General features: G+C 70.2%; 18 protein-coding genes and 1 pseudogene. 8 read left to right on the forward strand and 11 right to left on the reverse strand.

The window, feature by feature from the left end:
* Nucleotides 1–2 precede the first annotated feature (2 nt).
* Nucleotides 3–1,052, reverse strand: a complete 1,050-nt coding sequence (locus AB0I43_RS23905) for a 3-oxoacyl-[acyl-carrier-protein] synthase III C-terminal domain-containing protein (protein WP_356974544.1) — start codon at nucleotides 1,050–1,052, stop codon at nucleotides 3–5.
* Nucleotides 1,053–1,556: 504 nt separating this feature from the next.
* On the opposite strand from AB0I43_RS23905, the gene AB0I43_RS23910 reads away from it, so the two are divergent.
* From AB0I43_RS23910 to AB0I43_RS23925, 4 genes are all read left to right on the forward strand, one after another.
* Entirely contained in the window at nucleotides 1,557–2,210 is a 654-nt protein-coding gene (locus AB0I43_RS23910; protein WP_356974543.1) for a TetR family transcriptional regulator, read from the forward strand.
* Complete coding sequence (locus tag AB0I43_RS23915; protein ID WP_356974542.1) at nucleotides 2,207–3,760, forward strand: FAD-dependent monooxygenase; 1,554 nt, start codon at nucleotides 2,207–2,209, stop codon at nucleotides 3,758–3,760. Before AB0I43_RS23910 ends, AB0I43_RS23915 begins: the two co-directional genes overlap by 4 nt.
* 83 nt (nucleotides 3,761–3,843) lie before the next feature.
* Nucleotides 3,844–5,337, forward strand: a complete 1,494-nt coding sequence (locus AB0I43_RS23920) for an NAD(P)/FAD-dependent oxidoreductase (protein ID WP_356974541.1) — start codon at nucleotides 3,844–3,846, stop codon at nucleotides 5,335–5,337.
* A 102-nt stretch (nucleotides 5,338–5,439) separates the two neighbouring features.
* Nucleotides 5,440–6,267, forward strand: a complete 828-nt coding sequence (locus AB0I43_RS23925) for an SDR family NAD(P)-dependent oxidoreductase (RefSeq protein WP_356974540.1) — start codon at nucleotides 5,440–5,442, stop codon at nucleotides 6,265–6,267.
* On the opposite strand, the gene AB0I43_RS23930 is transcribed toward AB0I43_RS23925, so the two are convergent.
* Both AB0I43_RS23930 and AB0I43_RS23935 read right to left on the reverse strand, forming a co-directional pair.
* Nucleotides 6,251–7,051, reverse strand: a complete 801-nt coding sequence (locus AB0I43_RS23930; protein WP_356974539.1) for a putative protein N(5)-glutamine methyltransferase — start codon at nucleotides 7,049–7,051, stop codon at nucleotides 6,251–6,253. The genes AB0I43_RS23925 and AB0I43_RS23930 overlap by 17 nt on opposite strands.
* A gap of 243 nt (nucleotides 7,052–7,294) precedes the next feature.
* Nucleotides 7,295–8,167 carry a YdcF family protein gene (locus AB0I43_RS23935; RefSeq protein WP_356974538.1) on the reverse strand — a complete coding sequence of 291 codons (873 nt, stop codon included), beginning with the start codon at nucleotides 8,165–8,167 and terminating at the stop codon, nucleotides 7,295–7,297.
* A gap of 237 nt (nucleotides 8,168–8,404) precedes the next feature.
* On the opposite strand from AB0I43_RS23935, the gene AB0I43_RS23940 reads away from it, so the two are divergent.
* Nucleotides 8,405–9,253 (forward strand): bifunctional 5,10-methylenetetrahydrofolate dehydrogenase/5,10-methenyltetrahydrofolate cyclohydrolase, encoded by an 849-nt coding sequence (locus tag AB0I43_RS23940; protein ID WP_356974537.1) that lies wholly within the window; start codon nucleotides 8,405–8,407, stop codon nucleotides 9,251–9,253.
* Here AB0I43_RS23940 and AB0I43_RS23945 read toward each other — a convergent pair.
* Together AB0I43_RS23945 and AB0I43_RS23950 are read right to left on the reverse strand one after the other, a co-directional pair.
* Nucleotides 9,250–9,951 (reverse strand): hypothetical protein, encoded by a 702-nt coding sequence (locus tag AB0I43_RS23945; RefSeq protein WP_356974536.1) that lies wholly within the window; start codon nucleotides 9,949–9,951, stop codon nucleotides 9,250–9,252. The genes AB0I43_RS23940 and AB0I43_RS23945 overlap by 4 nt on opposite strands.
* A gap of 124 nt (nucleotides 9,952–10,075) precedes the next feature.
* Nucleotides 10,076–10,549 (reverse strand): MarR family transcriptional regulator, encoded by a 474-nt coding sequence (locus tag AB0I43_RS23950; RefSeq protein ID WP_356974535.1) that lies wholly within the window; start codon nucleotides 10,547–10,549, stop codon nucleotides 10,076–10,078.
* Between the two features lie 86 nt (nucleotides 10,550–10,635).
* Here AB0I43_RS23950 and AB0I43_RS23955 point away from each other — a divergent pair, with 86 nt between their 5' ends.
* Entirely contained in the window at nucleotides 10,636–12,393 is a 1,758-nt protein-coding gene (locus tag AB0I43_RS23955) for an ABC transporter ATP-binding protein (RefSeq protein ID WP_356974534.1), read from the forward strand.
* On the opposite strand, the pseudogene AB0I43_RS23960 reads toward AB0I43_RS23955, so the two are convergent.
* Together AB0I43_RS23960 and AB0I43_RS23965 are read right to left on the reverse strand one after the other, a co-directional pair.
* Nucleotides 12,394–12,756: pseudogene (locus AB0I43_RS23960) on the reverse strand (L,D-transpeptidase); the annotation flags it as partial.
* 310 nt (nucleotides 12,757–13,066) lie between these two features.
* Nucleotides 13,067–13,717 carry a cyclodeaminase/cyclohydrolase family protein gene (locus tag AB0I43_RS23965; protein ID WP_356974533.1) on the reverse strand — a complete coding sequence of 217 codons (651 nt, stop codon included), beginning with the start codon at nucleotides 13,715–13,717 and terminating at the stop codon, nucleotides 13,067–13,069.
* Nucleotides 13,718–13,776: 59 nt separating this feature from the next.
* Between AB0I43_RS23965 and AB0I43_RS23970 the strand changes: the two genes are divergently transcribed.
* Nucleotides 13,777–14,814, forward strand: coding sequence for an LLM class F420-dependent oxidoreductase (locus tag AB0I43_RS23970; protein ID WP_356974532.1), 1,038 nt, complete (start codon nucleotides 13,777–13,779; stop codon nucleotides 14,812–14,814).
* 61 nt (nucleotides 14,815–14,875) lie between these two features.
* Here the strand turns inward: AB0I43_RS23970 and AB0I43_RS23975 are convergent, their stop codons facing one another.
* On the reverse strand, nucleotides 14,876–15,211 hold the full coding sequence (locus AB0I43_RS23975) for an STAS domain-containing protein (protein ID WP_356974579.1): 336 nt from the start codon (nucleotides 15,209–15,211) through the stop codon (nucleotides 14,876–14,878).
* Nucleotides 15,212–15,430: 219 nt separating this feature from the next.
* Between AB0I43_RS23975 and AB0I43_RS23980 the strand changes: the two genes are divergently transcribed.
* A complete protein-coding gene (locus AB0I43_RS23980; RefSeq protein WP_356974531.1) occupies nucleotides 15,431–15,895 on the forward strand; it encodes an SRPBCC family protein in 465 nt (154 codons plus the stop codon).
* A gap of 5 nt (nucleotides 15,896–15,900) precedes the next feature.
* On the opposite strand, the gene AB0I43_RS23985 is transcribed toward AB0I43_RS23980, so the two are convergent.
* The 3 genes from AB0I43_RS23985 to AB0I43_RS23995 are packed head-to-tail and all read right to left on the reverse strand — an operon-like array spanning nucleotide 15,901 to nucleotide 19,257.
* The gene (locus AB0I43_RS23985; protein ID WP_356974530.1) at nucleotides 15,901–18,234 is read right to left on the reverse strand and encodes a SpoIIE family protein phosphatase; all 2,334 of its coding nucleotides are present in this window, start codon (nucleotides 18,232–18,234) and stop codon (nucleotides 15,901–15,903) included.
* The gene (locus AB0I43_RS23990; RefSeq protein WP_356974529.1) at nucleotides 18,231–18,866 is read right to left on the reverse strand and encodes a SpoIIE family protein phosphatase; all 636 of its coding nucleotides are present in this window, start codon (nucleotides 18,864–18,866) and stop codon (nucleotides 18,231–18,233) included. Before AB0I43_RS23990 ends, AB0I43_RS23985 begins: the two co-directional genes overlap by 4 nt.
* Nucleotides 18,859–19,257 (reverse strand): anti-sigma regulatory factor, encoded by a 399-nt coding sequence (locus tag AB0I43_RS23995; protein WP_356974578.1) that lies wholly within the window; start codon nucleotides 19,255–19,257, stop codon nucleotides 18,859–18,861. Before AB0I43_RS23995 ends, AB0I43_RS23990 begins: the two co-directional genes overlap by 8 nt.
* Between the last annotated feature and the right edge of the window lies 1 nt (nucleotide 19,258).

The raw sequence follows: 19,258 nt of genomic DNA on the forward strand, positions 1-19,258 counted from the left end.
CCTCAGACCTTCAGCGACGAGATGGTGGTGGACAGGAAGCCGGCGACCACGCCGGAGGCCGCGGGGACCATCAGCACCTTCGCGCCCGCTTCGATGTTCTGGTCGCTGAGCTGATCGTGCAGCACGACGAAATGCGAAGTGGTGGAGGTATTTCCGTACTTGTGGATGACGTTGAGGTCCGGCGGCATCGGGGCGCCGAACTCGCGCGCGGCGATCGCGTTGGCGTAGGGCACGGCCGCGGCGCCGAACTGGTGATGAATGATGTAGTCGAAAGCCTCGTCGGCGAAGCTGGATTCGCGCTGCTCCAGGAACGCGCGCTGCGCGTCCGGCCACAGCATGAACCGCGCCTCGTTGTGCATCTTGCGGTTGTCGGTGTAGAGCGCCACGCCGGGGGTCTTGTCGCTGGGCATGCCCAGGCACAGGTGCGAGTGCTCGGCGGCGGTCAGCAGCTCGATGTAGTGAATCTTGTCCGCGTCGTCGACTGCCTGATCCAGTACGACCGCGCAGCCCGAGTCGCCGACCGAGAGCGACGCGAATTGCAGATCGTATTTCTCCGAAATCTCCTCGACCGCGGTTTCGGCGATCGGGGTAATGGCCTCGCCGCTGACCACGAGGCCGTTGCGGACCACGCCGCTGCGGATCATGCGATCCAGAATGTAGGTGCCGGTGAGCATTCCCGCGCAGGCATTGGACACATCGAAGGTAATTGCTTTCGCCGCGCCGAGGCGCTTTCCGATGAAGGAGGCGAAGGACGGCTCCATGTACATCCGGGTCGCGTCCTTGCTGCGCGTGATCGAGGTCGAGATGATCACGTCGAGATCGGCTGCGTTGTAGCGGGACCTGGACAAACAGTCCTCGGCCGCCTTGAGCGCGAGGGTCAGGGAGTCTTCGTAGGTCTCCGGCCGGGTGTCGTGCACGCGGCGCTCTTTGATTCCGGTGATCTTTTCCAGATCGAACGCGGGCGCCTCTTTGAGGCGCGAGATCAGGTCGTCTGTCGAGACAATATTCGAAGGCAGATAGGCGCCGATCGATTCGAATCGAGAATGCGACACGTTAGCTCCTGGAATTCGCTGACGGATATGACCGGCGGATCGTCGGTGATCATCGGCGGGCGGAACATTACCCGAGAGTAACAATGTGCGGGCAAATGTAAGAGTGCGGATGACCGTCTGGGACACCAGCTCCGAGGAAGTATCTGTGTCGTGAAGTTTCGCAAACTGGTGATCGCAGGGCTATGGGATTTCACGGTGGACGACGTGCTCGAAGTGGGCAGGTGCCAACGAGTTTCGGGGTGACTGCGACAGGGCGGCCGAAGCGGGTGCGGGAAGCGGGCTACCGGCGGGCAATTCATAGCTCCCGGGGTGTCGAACTCGAAATCGTGAGCCACTTCATCCCGTTGGTGTGAGTGACCTCACGCCTTCGGGAGGGGTGCGCGACGCCGTGGGAGCGTCGAACTGTCCACGCGCGGAAGGGATTCCGCGAGTGTGCCGAGAGACGGTAAGTTCTTGCCTGTTCGGCAAAATTGCCGATTAGGCAAGTTTCTGTATGGTGGACGCATGGACTCGGACGGCCCCGGATTACGCGAACGCAAGAAGCGGGCGACCCGGCTCGCGCTGAGCGCGGCCACCATTCGGCTCAGCGTGGAACGCGGCTGGTCGAATGTCACCATCGAGGACATCGCGGCCGCCGCCGGCGTCTCGGTGCGGACCTTCCGCAACTACTTCGCCGGCAAGGGCGAAGCCGTCGCCTTCCGGCAGCTGGAACGCATGCGGCAGGTCGCCGAGGAACTGCGGGCGCGGCCCGCGAAAGAGCCGCTGTGGTCGGCGATCTCGGCCGCGGTGCGTGAGCGCTTCCCGCTCGGACACGACCTGACCGCGCACGGCGGCCAGGGCTCGGCGCAGGCGGAACGGCACTGGGTGGCGGGCGTGCGCCGGATGCTCGCCGAGCCGGCCGTGCAGGCCGCGGTGCTGGCGGTGCACGCGCGGGCGCAATCCGAGCTGGCCGCGGCCGTGGCCGAACGCACCGGCACCGACGCCGAGCGCGATCTCTATCCCAAGCTCGTGGCCGCCGCCATCGGCACGGCCACCGCGGTGGCCACCGAGCACAGTCAGGCGGCGGATCCACCGCTGCCGTTGCTGCCGCTGCTCACCGCGGCGCTGGACCAGCTCGCGGCGGGCCTGCCGGACCCGCGGACCAGGAGAAAATCATGATCGATGTCGTCATCGTCGGTGCGGGGCCGTGCGGGCTGCTGCTCGCCTGCGAGCTCGCCCTGGCCGGAGCCCGGCCGGTGGTGCTGGAGCGGCTGGCCCGGCCGGACGCCGAACCGAAGGCGAACGGGCTGGTGGGTCAGGTGGTTCCGCTGCTGGACCGCCGGGGCCTGCACGAAAACCTCAGCGGCAGTGCGGAACCGCCGCAGCCCAACGGCTCCTACTTCATGTTCGGCGCGTTGCCGCTGAATCTGGGCCTGCTGGAACGAAGTCCGGTCTACACCCTGCCGGTGCCGCAGCGGCGCATCGTGGCGGTGTTCGAAGAGCGGGCGCGCGAACTCGGCGTCGAGATCCGGCGCGGCGTGGAGGTGGTCGGGCTCGCGCCGGACGACGACGGGGTGACGGTGCGCCTCGGCGGCGGGGCAACGCTGCGCGGCCGGTTCCTGGTGGGCGCGGACGGCGGCCACAGCGTCACCCGCAAGCTCGCCGGAATCGGTTTCCCCGGCGTCAGTTACGACCGGACGACCACCAGGACCGCGCACGCGACGGTGCCCGCGGAGTGGATCGATCCGACGACCGGCGCGCTCGTGGTGCCCGGCTACGGCGCCATCGCGCCGTTCCTGCCGCACCGCAACGACCGCGGCGGGCTGTCCTTCGCGCCGTTCCCCGGTCATCCACCGCTGGTCAGCACGACCGAGTGGGACCAGCCCGCCACCACGGATCCGATGACGCTGGGCGAACTGCGCGCGAGCGCCGAACGAGTGCTCGGCGTTCCGATGCCGTTGGGCCCGCCCGCCGGAGCCGGGCCGCACGCGCTGCGCCGCCTGGTCGGCGGCAATTCCCGGGTGGCCGAACGGTTCCGGGACGGTCGAATCCTCCTGGTCGGAGACGCGGCGCACGTGTTCGCCACCGGCGGCGGACCGGGTCTCAACGTCGGCCTGCAGGATGCGCTGAACCTGGGCTGGAAGCTGGCGGCGGAACTGGCGGGGCACGCGCCGCCCGGACTGCTGGACAGCTACGACACCGAACGGCGGCACGCGGCCGCGCGCACGCTGCTGTCGGCCCGCGCGCAGGCCGCCCTGATCGCGCCCGGCGGGGATGTCACGGCGCTGCGCGAGGTGGCCGGCGAACTGCTGACCGAGGAGCCGGTGGTCCGCCGCCTGGCAGATCTGCTGGCGGGCACGGACATTCGCTACGATCCGGGCGAGGGATCCCATCCACTGGTCGGCTACTGTGCGCCGGAGCTGGAGGTAGTCCGCTTGTCCGATACCGCCGAACCGGGCGTGACGCGCCTGGGCGAACTCGCGCGAACCGGTCGTCCGCTGCTGCTCGATCTGGACGGTGCGTACGCGGAGTCGATCTCCGGGTGGGCCGATCGCGTCGACTATGTCCGGGCGCGCGCCCGCGGTGCCGCTCCGGTGGCCGCCCTGCTGCTGCGCCCGGACTCCTATGTCGCCTGGGCAGCGGATGATTCGGCTGCGCAGGAGAGCTTGCGCTCCGCGCTGACCAGCTGGTTCGGGATACCCGCCCAGCGCGCGCACCTGGCTCGATAGTCTGGAGACATCGAGGGCGGCGCCGCCGACGGCCCGCCGTGCCCGCGGCGGGTGCGCCGCGCCGACCGGAGGAATGACGAGCTATGACCACCGCTGACGAGCACGTCGATGTGCTCATCGTCGGCGCCGGACTGTCCGGCATCGGCGCTGCCTACCACCTGCGGCAAGCCTTCCCGGACAAGAGCTACACCATCCTGGAGAGCCGGGAGCGCCTCGGCGGCACCTGGGATCTGTTTCGCTACCCGGGCATTCGCTCCGATTCCGACATGTACACCCTCGGCTACCGGTTCCGGCCCTGGCTGGGGGAGCAGGCCATCGCCGACGGGCACACCATTCTCGACTACCTGCGCGACACCGCCACCGAGAACGGCATCGACGAGCGCATCCGCTACCGGCACCGGGTGGTGCGGGCCGAGTGGTCCTCGGCCGAGAGCCGCTGGAGCGTGCGCGCCGAACGCGGCGACACCGGCGAAACCGTCACGCTCACCGCGAATTTCCTGTTCTGCTGCGCGGGTTACTACCGGTACGACGAGGGCTATACCCCGGATTTCGCGGGCACCGAGCGCTTCGGCGGCCGGCTGGTGCACCCGCAGCACTGGCCCGAGGATCTCGACGTCGACGGCAAGCGCGTCGTGCTGATCGGCAGCGGAGCCACCGCCGTCACACTGGGGCCCGCGCTCACCCGGCAGGGCGCGCACGTCACCATGCTGCAGCGCTCGCCGAGCTACGTCATCTCCATGCCCGCCAAGGACGACATCGCGCTGCGCGCGCGAAAGCTGCTGCCGCCCAAGGCCGCCTACGCGGTGGCCCGCGCCAAGAACGTGGCGCTGTCCACCGCGATGTTCCAGCTCAGCCAGCGTTATCCGGAGCGGATGCGGGGGCAGATCCGGTCCTGGCAGCAGCGTTGGCTGCCGCCCGGCTACGACATCGACACCCACTTCACGCCCAGCTACAACCCGTGGGACCAGCGCCTGTGCCTGTCGCCGAACGGCGATTTCTTCCGGGCCATCCGCAAGGGCGACCTCGAGGTCGTCACCGACACCGTCGAAACCTTCACCGAGACCGGGCTGCGCCTGAACTCCGGCCGCACCCTGGACGCCGACCTCGTCATCACCGCCACCGGCTTGAACCTGCAGGCCTTCGGCGGCGCGGAACTCGTCGTCGACGGCGTGCCCGTCGACATGGCCGACCGCCTGGCCTACAAGGCGATGATGCTCTCCGGCGTTCCGAACCTCGCGTTCGTCGTCGGGTACACCAACGCCTCCTGGACGCTCAAGGCCGACCTGGTCTCCGAATACGTGATGCGCCTGCTGCGGCACATGGACCGGCACGGCTACGCCAGCTGTGTCCCGGTGCACGACCCGTCGGTCGGCAAGACGCCGCTGTTCGCGAACTTCATGCCCGGGTACGTGCTGCGCGCGGCGAACCTGTTCCCGATGCAAGGCGATCGGGCGCCGTGGAAGCTGCGCATGAACTACGTGCGCGACCTGGTCACCCTGCGGCACGGCTCGATCACCGATCGCGCCATGCGCTTCGACCGGGCACGCGAGCGCGATTCGGTGCCCGCGCGGGGGTGACGAGCGCCTCCGGGCCACGCTCACCAAGTATCTGTAACTCCCAGTAATCTGGTACTCCGCGTTCGGAAGGGCCGGGCGCGAGGTCGCAGAGGATGGGGACGCATGAAGCTGGAATCGGTCGCGGGCAAGAAGGTTCTCGTCACCGGCGCCGCGATGGGGCTGGGCAAGCTCTTCGCCGAGCGCGCGGTGCGGGAGGGGGCGGCCGCGGTGGTGCTGTGGGACGTCAACGAGATCGCGCTGAAAGCCGCCGCCGCCGAACTCTCCGGCCGGGGCACCGCCGTGCACCAGCACGTGGTCGACGTCGCCGACCAGGCCGCCGTCGCCGCCGCCGCGGCCGTCGTGCGCGCGGAAGCCGGCGACATCGACATCCTGGTCAACAACGCCGGCATCGTGCGCGGCAACAGCTACTTCTGGGAGACCGAGAACCGCGCCGACATCGACAAGACGATGGCGATCAACGCGCTGGCGCCGATGTACGTCACGCTGGAGTTCCTGCCCGCGATGGTCCGGGGGACGGGCACCGCCCGCGTGCTGACCATCGCCTCCTCGGCCGGCCTGGTCGCGAATCCGCGCATGAGCGTCTACGCGGCCTCCAAGTGGGCGGCGCTGGGCTGGTCGGACTCGGTGCGCCTGGAACTCGAGCAGGCCGGGCACGACCACGTCAAGGTCACCACCGTGTGCCCGACCTACATCAATACCGGCATGTTCGACGGGGCCAAGGGTTTCTGGTTCACTCCGATCCTGGATCAGGACGAGGTCGTCGACACCTCCTGGCGGGAGATGAAGCAGGGCAATCCGCTGGTCATCCTGCCGTGGACCTCGCGGCTCAACAAGGCGCTCTCGGGCATCCTGCCGATCAAGCTGCGCGATGTCTTCCTGAGCACCGTCGGCGTCTACAACTCGATGGAGAAGTTCACCGGCCGCAAGTAGTGCCGATGACGACCGTGGCGTAGTACTCCTCGGAGTCGGCGACCCGGCCGGTCAGGCCGTGTTCGGCCAGGATGGCCAGGGCGGTGGGCGCTTGGGCCGCACCGGATTCCACCAGCAGGCGACCGCCCGGGGCGAGCCACTCCCGGGCCCCGGCGGCGACCCGGCGGAAGATGTCGAGCCCGTCCGGGCCGCCGTCGAGGGCGGTGCGGGGTTCGTGATCGCGCGCCTCCGGCGGCATCCGGGCGATCATGCCGGAGGGGACGTACGGGGTGTTCGCGAGCAGGATGTCGACGCGGCCGCGTAGGTCGCCGGGGAGCGCGTCGAACAGATCGCCCTGATAGACGGGGGCATTCAGGGTGGCGAGATTGCGCCGCGCGCACGCCACGGCGGCCGGGTCGATGTCGGCGGCGGCCAGGTGCGTCGAGCTACCCTCCGCCGCCCGGGCAGTCGCGAGGGCCAGGCCCAAAGCGCCTGAGCCGCAACATAAATCGACCGCGATCACCTCGGCGCTCGGCCGGGCCAGCGCGACGGCTTCGTCGACGAGGAACTCGGTGCGCCGCCGTGGCACGAACACGCCCGGCGTCACCCCCACGCGCACCCCGTGGAACTCCGCCCATCCGACCAGGTACTCCAGCGGCTCGCCCGCCACCCGGCGCGCCACCAATGTCGCCAACTCGGCCCCGGCTTCGGCCGCCTCGAGCAGCAGTCGCGCCTCGTCCTCGGCGAACACGCATCCCGCCGCCCGCAGCCGCGCCACCACCGCATCACTGTCCGTCGCCGTCACCCGGCCCATCCTGCCTTGCGCCCCGAGCCCGCTGCCAGCGGATATCGCCCCGGCGCCCGGCCGCGCCCCGGCCACGCGCGAACGCGAAGCGCCGCCTGGAAACGCGCCCCGGCCACGCGCGAACGCGAAGCGCCGCCCGGAAACGCGGCCCGGGCGCGGTATCGCCGCCGAACGAGCGAGGCCGCCGCGTGACGTCGCCACCGTCGGTGGTGGAACGCCGTGCGCGGCGGCCTCGGAGTGGTGTCAGCGGGAGACGGCGAGTTGGAAGGTGCGGGTGGCGTCGAGGTAGATGCCGCGCTGAGCCGGGCGGCTCGGGGGCGGCAGCTGGGAGACGAGCTGCTCCATCGAGGTGGTGGCGCCGACGACGCGGGTGCCGGCCACGATGAAGTCGGCGACCGCGCGGCGGATGTGGTTGGGGGAGGTGACCACGACGGCGCTGTCGGCGCCGACGTCGCGCAGCATGCGGGTGCTGAACAGGGCGTTCTGCACGGTCGAGCCGGCGCGGGACTCGACGTGGATGCGGCCGGGCGGCACGGCGCGGCCGAGCAGCCAATGGCGCATGGCCTCGGCCTCGGTGATGCCGTTCTGCGGTGCGCCGCCGGTGACCACGATCGGGGACAGCGGTGCGGCGATGGACTGGATCCAGGCGGCGGTGAGCCGGTTGACCAGCTCGGGGCGCAGTCCGCCGTCGGGCAGCAGGCCGTAGCCCAGCACCACGATGCCGGTGTTCGGCCCGATCAGCGCCGGCAGCGGATTGGGCAGCGTGCCCGCGGCCGCGACGACGGCGTTGATGACGCCCTGCGTCCCCGCCGCCCAGCCCGGATCCAGGGCTTGCAGCCGGCCCAGCGAGTCGTTGAGCGCGAGCAGATCGCCCGCGTAGTGCGACCAGATGGCGTGCAGCGACAGCGCTTCGGCGTCACCGGGATTCGCGTCGATCACCGCCCGCAGCTGGGCCCGGCCCGCGACGTCGTCGCCGTCGGTGAAGGCGCGCTGGGCCGAGTTGTAGAGCGCGTCGATATCGGGGGCCGCCTGGGCGGGTGCGCCGGTCAGGCCGGCCAGGGTGGTGCTCGCGAACAAAGTGACGACGAAGGTTTTCCAGTGCCTCGAAATCTTCACTACAGGTGACACCTTTCCGCTGATACCGAGCGGTCGGGCGCTCGGCAACTGGGTTCTGGCACGTCAGCTGGCAGTTAGCCGGTAGCAAGCACTCCCACGATACGGCTGGTCGCTGTCATTGCGGTGTAATTGCCGACGGGATTTCCGAGGTTTGTTGCCGCTAGCCCGGCAAACCGGTCGTAACCGACCGCCGGGCGCGCGGAACGCGGCCGGGCGCGCCCATTAAGCTGTGCGAACGTGGATACTGCCTCGTTGACCGGCAAGGAACTCGCCGCCGCCCTCAATGCCGACACCAAGCAGCGCGCCGCCGCGCACACCGCCGAGGGCGCCGCGCCGCGCCTGGCCCTGGTGGTGGCCAACGACGATCCGGCCAGCGCCTGGTACGTCAACTCGCTGCGCAAGGCCGCCGAACGTCTCGGAATCGCTTGCGACCGTATCGATCTCGGTGCCGACGCGAGCGCCGAGCAGATCCGCGCGGAGCTCACCGCGCGCAGCGCCGACGCGAGCGTGGACGCCATCATGCTGCAGACCCCGCTGCCCGAGGGCGTCGCCCTGGACGACGTCAGCTCCGCGATCGCGGCGGGCAAGGACGTCGACGGCGTCAGCCCGCTGTCGCTGGGCCTGCTCGCCTCCGGCCTCGACGGCTTCGTGCCCGCCACCTCCGAGGCGGTGGTCGAGTTGCTGAAGCAGCACCGGATCCCGCTGCGCGGCCGCCACGTGGCCGTCGTCGGCCGCTCCAACATCGTCGGCAAGCCGCTGGCCCAGCTGCTGCTGGCCGAGGACGCCACGGTCACCGTGTGCCACTCCCGCACCGCCGATCTGGCGGCGATCACCGCCACCGCCGAGATCGTCGTCGCGGCCGCGGGCCGTGCCGGGCTGGTCACCGGCAAGCACGTCGCCGAGGGCGCGGTGGTCATCGATGTCGGCACCAACGAGGCCGCCGACGGCGGCATCGTGGGCGACGTCGACGCGGAGTCGGTGCGCGGCAAGGCCGCCGGGCTGAGCCCGGTGCCGGGCGGTGTCGGCCCGGTCACCACCGCACTGCTGATGCGGCACGTGGTGGACGCGGCCGAGCGGGCCCGTTAAGCCGGTTTGATCGCGGTGATCAGCGTCTTGCCGCCGTTGCGTTCGGTCACGACGAGCTGCGCGTTGTAGGTGAACGCGTTGCCGTCGGGCCGATGCTCGGTGACCACGACGATGTACTGGCCGACGAAGGCGCTCTCGGTGACGGCGACGCAGTGCGTGGTGCCCGCGGGCACGCTGTCGATGCCCTGTTGCAGCGCGGCGATCGAGGACACCGCGGCGTCCGGCGCGACCAGCGCGCGCGCCTTCTCGGCGGACCGCTCCACGTAGAAGGCGTACTGGAAGGCGAAGATCGCGCCCGGCCCGGAATCCGCGCTGCCGGCGCCGTTGCCCTGAATCCGGTTGCCCACCCGCTCGTTCGGGCACACCGCCGGGGCGGGTGTGACCGAGGCGGGCGCGATGTCGACCTCGGTCGAGGTGTTGGACACGACCGACTGCGGCGCGGGCCCGCCGCGGAAGACGAAGAACGCGGCGCCGATCACGACGGCCGCGAACAGGGACCCGGCCAGCGGCACCAGCCAGCGCGGCAGCGGCGACTTGGCCCTGGACCTGTCGACCAGTTGTGAAAACCGGTCGCCCTCCAGGTATTCCGGTTCGCGCCGGTCGGCGGACGTCGCGGACCCCCGGCGGATCCAGTCGGACCATTCGCCCTGGTAGTCCTGGGTGCTACCCGGCTTGGTCCGTGCCTCCGGTCGATCCATCAACCCCACCTTCATCGGTCCTGCCGCGCTCCCCACCGAGGCTGTTCGCCCCGACGCGTCACCCGAGCCTAGTGGAAGTGACAGCGCAAGAAGCAGTCCCGACTCGCGGATGGCCTAAGTGCGCCTACTCCGCGCGTCGCGGCTCGTTCGGGTCGCACGGGTCGGCGGCCTCGGTATCGAGCAGGGCGAGCAACTCCGCCAGATCCTCGCGCTGGCTCGCCGACAGCGTGGCGAACAGGTCGGCGGCGGCGCGGCGGCGATCCTCGGCCATGCGCGCGAGCACCGCGCGCCCGGCCGCGGTGGGGCGCACCAGCGTGGAGCGGCGGTTGGCCGGATCGGCGGCGCGCTCGGCCAGGCCCGCGGCCTCCAGGCCGTCGACCACCGTGGTGGCCGAGCGCGGCACGATATCGAGCCGTTCGGCCAGCGCCGCCATGCGCAGCGGCTCGGCGGAGCGGCCGAGGATGCGCAGGGCGCGGGCCTGGCCCGGCGTCAGGCCGAGGGGAGCGAGGCGGGCGTGCATGTTGCGGCGGATCCGGCGCGCGGTGCGCAGGAACAGGTCGGGTAGGTCGTGCTCGTCGTTCACCCTGCCGCGGTCCATGACGCTGATCATAACTCATTGTTCTTTCGGTCAATTATGAGTCATACTCAGTGTCGTGCGCTAGCTTGTTTCGGAAGGAGGCGCCTATGCAGCCCCCCACTCAGATCCGCCGGATCCTCCGGCTCTTCCAGCCCTATCGCCGCAAACTCGGCGTGGTCGCCGCGCTCGTCGGGCTCTCCTCGCTGGTCGGCCTGGCCTCGCCGTTCCTGCTGCGCGAGATCCTCGACGTCGCGCTCCCGCAGGGCCGCACCGGCCTGCTCGGGGCGCTGGCCGGCGGCATGGTCGTCGTGGCCGCGCTGACCAGCAGTTTCAGCGTCCTGCAAACCTATATCTCCACCACCGTCGGCCAGCAGGTCATGCACGATCTGCGTGCGGCGGTCTACGCGCATCTGCAACGGATGCCGCTCGCGTTCTTCACCAGTACCCGCACGGGCGAGGTGCAATCCCGCATCGCCAACGACATCGGCGGCATGCAGTCGACGGTCACCTCCACCGCCACCTCGCTGGTCTCCAACTTCACCACGGTGCTGGCCGCCGTCGTCGCCATGATCGCCCTGGACTGGCGGCTCACCCTGGTCTCGCTGGCGATGCTGCCGTTCTTCGTCTGGATCAGCCGCAGGGTGGGCAACGAACGCCGCAAGATCACCGGTCAGCGCCAGCACAAGCTCGCGGGCATGTCGGCGATCGTGGAGGAGTCGCTCTCGGTGAGCGGCATCCTGCTCGGCCGCACCATGGGCCGCTCGCCGACGCTCGTCGCGGACTTCGCGCGGGAGTCGCGCGGCCTGGTGGACCTGGAGATCCGCGCCAGCATGGCGGGCCGCTGGCGGCAGTCGATCATCCAGATCGTCATGTCGGCGATGCCCGCGGTCATCTACTTCGCGGCCGGTCTGGCCGCGGCGGGCGGCACGCCGCTGGTCTCGATCGGCACCCTGGTCGCGTTCACCACCTTGCAGACCACGCTGCTGCGCCCGACGGTGATGCTCTTGCAGACCGGCGTCGAGGTGCAGAGCTCGATGGCGCTGTTCCAGCGCATCTTCGAATACCTCGATCTCGAGCCCGATCTCACCGAGCCGGCCGCCCCGGTCTCGCTGCGCAAGGTGCGCGGCGAGGTGCGCTTCGACCATGTCGGGTTCAGCTACGGCGCGGGTTCGGGCACCGTGCTCGACGACATCGACGTGACCGTCCCCGCCGGGACCAGCCTGGCCATCGTCGGTGAAACGGGTTCCGGGAAAACGACTCTCGGCTACCTGGCGGCCCGGCTCTACGATGCCACCAGCGGCCGCGTCACCGTGGACGGCGTCGACGTGCGCGAGCTGTCGTTCGCGGATCTCGCCGCGGCGGTCGGCGTGGTCTCGCAGGAGACTTATCTCTTCCACGCCTCGGTCGCCGACAACCTGCGCTTCGCCAAGCCGGACGCGACGGACGCCGAACTGCGCGCGGCCGCGCGGGCCGCGCAGATCCACGACCACATCGCGGCGCTGCCCGAGGGCTACGACACCAAGGTCGGCGAGCGTGGCTACCGGTTCTCGGGTGGCGAGAAGCAGCGGCTGGCGGTGGCCCGCGCGATCCTGCGCAATCCGCCGATCCTCGTCCTGGACGAGGCGACCAGCGCCCTGGACACCCGCACCGAGCGGGAGGTGCAGGCGGCGATCGACGCGCTGGCCGAGGGACGCACCGTGATCACCATCGCGCACCGCCTGTCCACCATCCGGGACGCGGATCAGATTCTGGTGCTGGATCAGGGCCGCGTCGCCGAACGCGGCACCCACGCCGAGCTCGTGGAGCTCGGCGGGCACTACGCGGCACTGCTGGCCCGGGACGAACCGGTGCGGGTAGCGGCGTGACTACCAGTGCAGGGTGACCGGGTCACCTACGTCGAGGACGCTGTATACCCACTGGGCGTCTTCGGGGGAGAGGTTGATGCAGCCGTGGCTGACATTGGCATAGCCCTGTGAATCCACCGACCACGGCGCCGAGTGGATGAAAACGCCGCCCGAGGTGAGCCGTTCGGCCCATTCACCGGTGAGGTAGTACCCCTCGGAGGAGTTCAGCGGAATGCCGATGGTGCTCGAGTCGAAGATGATCGTGCGATGTTTGGACATCACGGGGAATGTTCCGACGGGCGTCTCCCAGCCCGGTTTGCCGTACGAGGCGTTCATGGTGCGGGGGACGCCGCCGACGGTGACGGTGAACGTGTGCGCCGACATGTCGCCGTCGGCCCAGGTGCCCGCGCTGGCCCGGAAATCCGCGGGTGCCGCGTGCACCACGCTCGGCGCTCCGAGGACAACCAGCGCCAGGGCCGATAGAGCGAGGAACAAGAATCTGAGTGCGCTCCTCATGGCTTCCACCCCTTCGAGATGGTGTGGTGTGCGAAAGACCAGTCTAGGCCGCCGCGACGAGCACGGTCGGCCGAATTGACTCAACCCTCAGTCAGAAGGGCTGACGATTCAATTTTGATCGATATGTCTTTCGGGTACCCGCTGCTCGCCGGTGTACACACCGGCCGGGCGGCCGAGCTCAGCTGCTGCGCACCACGTGCAGCACGTCGGCGTGCAGGGCGTCCGCGCGCGCGGTGAGCGCCTCGATCCGCAGCAGCGTGGGCGCGAACTCGTCACCGTGCACGGCGTCCAGCGAGGCCACGTTGATCTCGATATTGAGCCGCGAACTCGTCGCGGCCGCGCGGGCGGCGTCGGCGGCGGCGCCGATGTCGGTGACCACGTTCGGGTTGCCGATCGGCAGCAGCTCGGCGGCCAGCGACAGGATCTCGTCGGCCTCGTCCACCACCGCGGCGGGCACCCGCGCGGCGCCCACCAGCGCCTCGGTGATCGCCGCAGCCCGGCCCTCGGACTCCTTGGGCAGCTTGTAGGCGGCACCCACCGCGGTGAAGGCGTCGGCGTCGGCGTCGGCCAGGGCCAGCGCCCGCTCCCGGCAGGCGTCGGCGGCCTCGATCAGGCGGTCGATGACGGGCTTGTGCTCGGCGTCCTTGGCGCGAGTGGTGTAGCGGGCGACCATCGCGACCAGCGCGGCGCCCTGCGCGGCGTGCAGCGCCGCGACCGCGCCGCCCCCGGGAGCCGGGACCTTGGCGGCCAGTTCGCCCAGGTACCCCGCGAGGGTGGTCCCGCCGAAGGACGACACGGTGCCGGTGGATGCGGTGCTCGACTGCGACATGGCCGTTACGCTACCGCCCGGTGCGCGGCATCCCGCGAGCGGCGGTTAGGTTGAAACCCATGCGGATCGGATTGGGCATCAACTATTCGGGCGGCTTCAAAGAAGCGGCCGCCGAAGTGGCCGACCTGGAGAAGGCCGGACTCGACATCGTCTTCGTGCCGGAGGCCTACTCGTTCGACGCGGTCAGCGCCCTGGGCTACCTGGCCGCCAAGACCGAGCGGCTGGAGCTGGCCTCGGGCATCCTGCAGATCTATACCCGCACCCCGAGCCTGACCGCGATGACGGCCGCCGGCCTGGACTTCGTCTCCGAAGGCCGGTTCACTTTGGGGCTCGGCGCGTCCGGCCCGCAGGTGATCGAGGGCTTCCACGGTGTGCCCTACGACGCCCCCATCGGGCGCACCCGGGAACTGGTGGAGATCTGCCGCAAGGTGTGGCGCCGCGAGAAGCTGGATTACCAGGGCAAGTACTACCAGATCCCGCTGCCCGCCGAGCGCGGCACTGGCCTGGGCAAGTCGCTCAAGCTGATCAATCATCCGGTGCGCGAGCGCATTCCGATCCTGCTGGCCGCGCTCGGCCCGAAGAACGTGCAGCTGGCCGCGGAGATCGCCGAGGGCTGGCAGCCGATCTTCTTCCTGCCGGAGAAGGCCAAGCAGGTCTGGGGCGAGGCGCTCGACGCCGGTCTGGCCAAACGTGATCCGAGCCTGGGCGCGCTCGAGGTGTACGCGGGCCCGGCGCTGGCGATCGGCGAAAACGTCACGCCGCTGCTGGAATTCGTCAAGCCGCACCTCGCGCTCTACATCGGCGGCATGGGCGCCAAGGGCAAGAACTTCTACCACACCCTGGCCACCAGCTACGGCTACGGCGCCGAGGCCGACAAGATCCAGGAGCTGTACCTGGCGGGCAAGAAGGAAGAGGCCGCCAAGACCGTTCCGGACGACCTGGTGCGCGACATCTCGCTGGTCGGCCCGGCCGGATTCGTGAAGGAACGCGTCGCGGCGTTCAAGGAAGCGGGCGTCACGGTGCTCAACGTGGTGCCGATGGCGGCGACGCCGGCCGAGCGCGTCAAGCTGATCGAGCAGCTGCGCGAACTCGTCTAGCCGAACACAGCGATGGCCGGGATCCCTCGACGATCCCGGCCATCGGCGTGTGCGGCGTCTGTCAGGACTTCAGGGCGTCCAGGGCCGCGTCGAGCGTGGCGTAGAGCGCGAAGACCTGATCCAGGCTCGTCATCTTCAGCTGCCGGCTGGTGGCGGGCCCGTCGGCCACGACCGCGATGGTGGTGCTCTCGCCCGCCCGCTGATGCGCGGCGACCAGCGCCGCCATGCCCGCGGAAGCCAGGAAGCTGACCCCGGTCAGATCGATGATCACCGCACGTGGCTTGTCCGCGAGGATGCCCTCGATCGCCGTCTCCAGCGCGGGCGCCGTCGCCAGATCGACCTCGCCGGCCACCGTCAGCACGGTCGCGCCGTCGTGCACTGCGACGGAGGTGGTCATCGTGTCCGAAAGTGGATGCGCGTCTCCGGAAGTGTTGGTCACGGCTACCTACCCTACCGGCTGGCCTCGGGCCGTGTTGCCGCTCCCGTATTCGTGACCGGCCGCTGTTTGCCGCCGGGACACCCGGGTATGCGGCCGTTGACCGGCGCCGCTCCCCGCGAGCGGTGATCGATCCCGTCGGGCACCCGGCCCGGCGAGACCGACGAAAGAGGTTGAATGATGAGCACTTTGGCAGCCACCGTCGACGTCGAGGTTCCGGTACGCACCGCCTACAACCAGTGGACCCAGTTCGAGACCTTCCCGCAGTTCATGGAGGGCGTGGAGCAGGTGCGCCAACTCGACGACCGGCACACGCACTGGAAGATCCACGTCGGCCCGGCGACGCGCGAGTTCGACGCGACCATCACCGAGCAGCATCCGGACGAGCGAGTCGCCTGGCGCTCCGACAGCGGCCCGAATCACGCCGGTGTCATCACCTTTCACCGCCTCGACGACACACACACCCGGGTGACCGCCCAAATGGACGTCGACCCCGAGGGTTTCGTGGAGAACGCCGCCGACAAGCTCGGTGTGCTGAAGCACCGCGTGCACGCCGACATGCAGCGGTTCAAGAAGTTCATCGAGGAGCAGCATCACGAGACGGGCGCCTGGCGCGGGGACATCCCGCGGCCGGATGCCCGCTAGCCCCTTCAGATCTGGCGGTTGGTGCCGCGCAGCGGGTTCGCCACCGGTGATTTGATGGCGGGCAGCGTGACCGACATGCGCACCCGGGTGCCCGGCTCGGCGTGGTCGATCTCGAGATCCTCGGTCAGCGCGCGCATCATATCGATGCCGCGGCCGCGGTTCCCGGGATCGGCCGAGCGCGGCTTCCAGTGGCCGGTGTCGCTGACCAGGATCGTCACGCGCTCGGTATCGCACTCGGCGATCAGGGTGACCTGGTTGGCGGCCGCGCCGTTGCCCAGGTAGGCGTGCTCGATGCTGTTGCTGCACGCCTCGTTGGCGGCCGCGACCAGATCCGAGGCCAGATCGTGCGGCACCGCCGCCGCGGCCAGCCAGGCCTTGAGCCGCCGCCGCAGCGCCGCCAGCTGGTCCGGGTGCGCGGGGACGTCCAGGTGCAGCGAGGCCGGCGGCTGCCGGTAGACCACCATGGCGACGTCGTCGTCGTAGCCCGCGGCCGGGCGCAGCCGCGAGAGCACCGCGTCGGCCACCTCGCGCGGCAGCTTGCCCGGGGTGTCGGCGAGCACGGCGGAGATCTTGGCGAAGCTCTCGTCGATGTCGACGCCGCGATGCTCGACCAGGCCGTCGGTGAACAGCACCAGGGTGGAGCCGGGCGTCAGCGCGGTGGTGGCCTCCGGGCGCCGCGGCGTCTCAAAGGTGGCCAGCGGCACCGATCGGCCGCCCTCCAGCAGCCGGCCGGGCTCGTCCACGTCGGCGAGGATGAGCGGCATGTGCCCGGCGCTGGAATAGCGCACCAGGCCGCGCTCCGGATCCAGCACGGCCGCGCAGACCGTGGTGCACATGGCGCCGGGGATGCGCGCCGCGACGGCGTCGAGCTCGGTGAGCAACTGGGCCGGGCCCGCCCCGCGCAGCAGCAGAGCCCGTGCGGCCGTGCGTAATTGGCCCATCACCACGGCCGCGGACAGACCACGGCCGACGCAGTCGCCGACCACGACGCCGATCGTGCCGTCGTTGAGCGGCACCACGTCGTACCAGTCGCCGCCGATCTCCAGCGGCGGCAGCGCGGGCTCGTAGTGCACCGAGAAACGCGGCGGCAGTTCGATCGGGCCGAGCATGGCCCGTTGCAGCGTGAGCGAGGTGGAGCGGGCCTGATCGAAGTTGCGCGCCCGCTGCACGGCCAGGCTGAGGTGGCCGATCAGCAGCGAGAACAGCGTCCAGTCGGCGGCGGTGATGGCGCGCGGCGCGGCGAAGCGCAGCCACAGCGCCGCGTCGCCGACCTCGCCCAGCGGCGCGACGATGCCCTCCGAACTCTCGGTGTCCTTCCCGCCCCCCTGCCCTGCGGGCCCACCCCCCGTACCCTCCGGTATCGCGAACAGGCTTCGCGCCGGACGGCGACGAGCGCGGTCCAGCAGCGCGGCGGCCCGCTCGTCCAGTTGCGGCGGCTGATAGGCGGCCGAACCGGGACGGGTGGCCTCGGCCGGCTCGCCGCCCGGCGAATCACGGTGCACCGCACCGGAAACGTAGACCTCGGGGCGCGCGTTGCGGTTCGGCCACACCGAGACCACCGCCGACTCCGCGCCGACGGTGCGGCGCAGCTCGTCCAGCCCGACCGCGAGCACCTCCACCACGCTGGTGGCCGCGCCGACGGCGGTGGCCAGGCGGGAGGCGGCCTGATCGCGGGCCTGCGCGTCGTGCTCGGCGGTGACGTCGCGGATGGTGCCGACGAAGATCTGCTCGTTGTTCTCCGGCTTGATCAGCGAGGACGTGCTCACCGCCAGCCACACGTCGCGCCCGTCGCGATGCCGCACCGGAATGACGAAACGCTGTGCCACCGTGCCCAGATCGGGGTACCGGGGCCCGGTCGGCAGCGACCAGGGATGCGGCAGCGGATAGGGCAGCCCGGCCGCCCCGTACCCGGTGAGCGCGCCGAACGCGGTGTTCACCTCGATGATCGTGCCCCGGGAATCGGCGACGAAGAAGCCGTCCTGCAGCGACTCCACCAGGGCGGTGCGGAAGGCGTCGCGACCGGCGAGATCGTCGGCGCGCGAACGCTGCTGCTCGTAGCGGCGCAGGCCGCCGAGATAGCCGCGGGTGGCGATGTCCAGCGCGGCGAGAGTCTGCAGCAGGAACTCCAGCGCGGGCTCGGCGATCGGCTCGCCCGCGCTCTCGCTGGTGGCGACGAAACGGAAGTGATATTCGGTCAGATCGAGCAGGCTGATGTCCTCGACCAGCGCGCGGCGGCCGAGTTCGTAGCCCTCGGCGAGGCTGGCATGCGTGGGCGAATCCAGGTGGCGCCGTAGGGCGCTCGCGTAGGCGTCCAGAAACGCTGCCAGCACGTCACTCATTGTGATCCGTTCGACGTCCCGCCACGATGGCGGGCAGCCAGCACCAGGGCGTCATCGGTGTCCTTGGCGTGCCGGCCGAGGATTTCCGCGGTGATCTCGGCGGTGGACTTGGAAAGATCTATGCCGTCGAAGGATTCGGCGACGATGCCGTCGGTGGACATCAGCAGCAGATCGCCGGCGCGCACCTGCACGATCTGCGGTTGCAGGTGCTGCGGCAGGCGATAGCCGACGATGCCGCCGGTCATCACGATGGTCGCGCGCACCGTGAGCCCGGCGGGCCCGACCGTGAGCACCCGGGACTCCACATTGCCGACACCCAGCCAGTCGATGGTCTCGTCGCAGTTGAACGACGCGAGCGAGACCGCCGCGCCGCGGGTGTCGGCCATCGCGCGATGGCACAGCAGCATCAGCACGTCCAGCGGTTCGGCGCGGTTCTCCGAGAGCACCTGCGCGGCGCGGTCGGCGGCGTCGGCGGCGGACGCGCCGTGCCCCAGCCCGTCGAGGACGCCGAAAAGCACGGAGCCGCCGCCGGTTTCGAGGACGACGCAGCGGTCACCGGAGATTCGCTGGCCCGGCAGCGCACGACCGGCCACCGCCCATTCGATCCGACCGACGAAGCCGTCCTCATGCACTGGCCGGCACCCACTTCCACATTTCGATCAGGGTGCCCCGGCCGGGGGCGGAGTCGATGACCAGGCGGTCCATCAGGCGGCGCGCGCCCGGAAGCCCCAGGCCCAGGCCACGTCCGGTGGAGTAGCCGTCGTCGAGCGCCCGCGCGATATCGCGGATGCCCGGGCCCTGATCTTCGGCCTGAACGACCAGGGCCTGTTTGCCGTCGCGCTCGTCCACCATCAGTCGGATCTCGCCGCTGCCCGCGTAACTGGTGATGTTGCGGGCGATTTCGGAGATGGCAGTGGAGATCATGGTGCGGTCGGTGAGGGAGAAGCCGAGCCTTTCGGCGAGCTCCCGACCGGCCTGACGCGCGATCACGATGTCACCGGACACCTTTATCGCGATCACCATA

Origin of the sequence: Nocardia sp. NPDC050435, assembly GCF_040655395.1 — a bacterium.
Lineage (GTDB): Bacteria > Actinomycetota > Actinomycetes > Mycobacteriales > Mycobacteriaceae > Nocardia.

What these genes read in the sequence shown, in the direction of transcription:
- AB0I43_RS23910 (WP_356974543.1), top strand. Translation starts at nt 1,557, where the DNA reads ATGGACTCGGACGGCCCCGGATTACGCGAACGCAAGAAGCGGGCGACC.
- AB0I43_RS23955 (WP_356974534.1), top strand. Translation starts at nt 10,636, where the DNA reads ATGCAGCCCCCCACTCAGATCCGCCGGATCCTCCGGCTCTTCCAGCCC.
- AB0I43_RS23920 (WP_356974541.1), top strand. Translation starts at nt 3,844, where the DNA reads ATGACCACCGCTGACGAGCACGTCGATGTGCTCATCGTCGGCGCCGGA.
- AB0I43_RS23980 (WP_356974531.1), top strand. Translation starts at nt 15,431, where the DNA reads ATGAGCACTTTGGCAGCCACCGTCGACGTCGAGGTTCCGGTACGCACC.
- AB0I43_RS23915 (WP_356974542.1), top strand. Translation starts at nt 2,207, where the DNA reads ATGATCGATGTCGTCATCGTCGGTGCGGGGCCGTGCGGGCTGCTGCTC.
- AB0I43_RS23945 (WP_356974536.1), bottom strand. Translation starts at nt 9,951, where the DNA reads ATGGATCGACCGGAGGCACGGACCAAGCCGGGTAGCACCCAGGACTAC.
- AB0I43_RS23995 (WP_356974578.1), bottom strand. Translation starts at nt 19,257, where the DNA reads ATGGTGATCGCGATAAAGGTGTCCGGTGACATCGTGATCGCGCGTCAG.
- AB0I43_RS23925 (WP_356974540.1), top strand. Translation starts at nt 5,440, where the DNA reads ATGAAGCTGGAATCGGTCGCGGGCAAGAAGGTTCTCGTCACCGGCGCC.
- AB0I43_RS23985 (WP_356974530.1), bottom strand. Translation starts at nt 18,234, where the DNA reads ATGAGTGACGTGCTGGCAGCGTTTCTGGACGCCTACGCGAGCGCCCTA.
- AB0I43_RS23965 (WP_356974533.1), bottom strand. Translation starts at nt 13,717, where the DNA reads ATGTCGCAGTCGAGCACCGCATCCACCGGCACCGTGTCGTCCTTCGGC.
- AB0I43_RS23950 (WP_356974535.1), bottom strand. Translation starts at nt 10,549, where the DNA reads ATGGACCGCGGCAGGGTGAACGACGAGCACGACCTACCCGACCTGTTC.
- AB0I43_RS23975 (WP_356974579.1), bottom strand. Translation starts at nt 15,211, where the DNA reads ATGACCACCTCCGTCGCAGTGCACGACGGCGCGACCGTGCTGACGGTG.
- AB0I43_RS23970 (WP_356974532.1), top strand. Translation starts at nt 13,777, where the DNA reads ATGCGGATCGGATTGGGCATCAACTATTCGGGCGGCTTCAAAGAAGCG.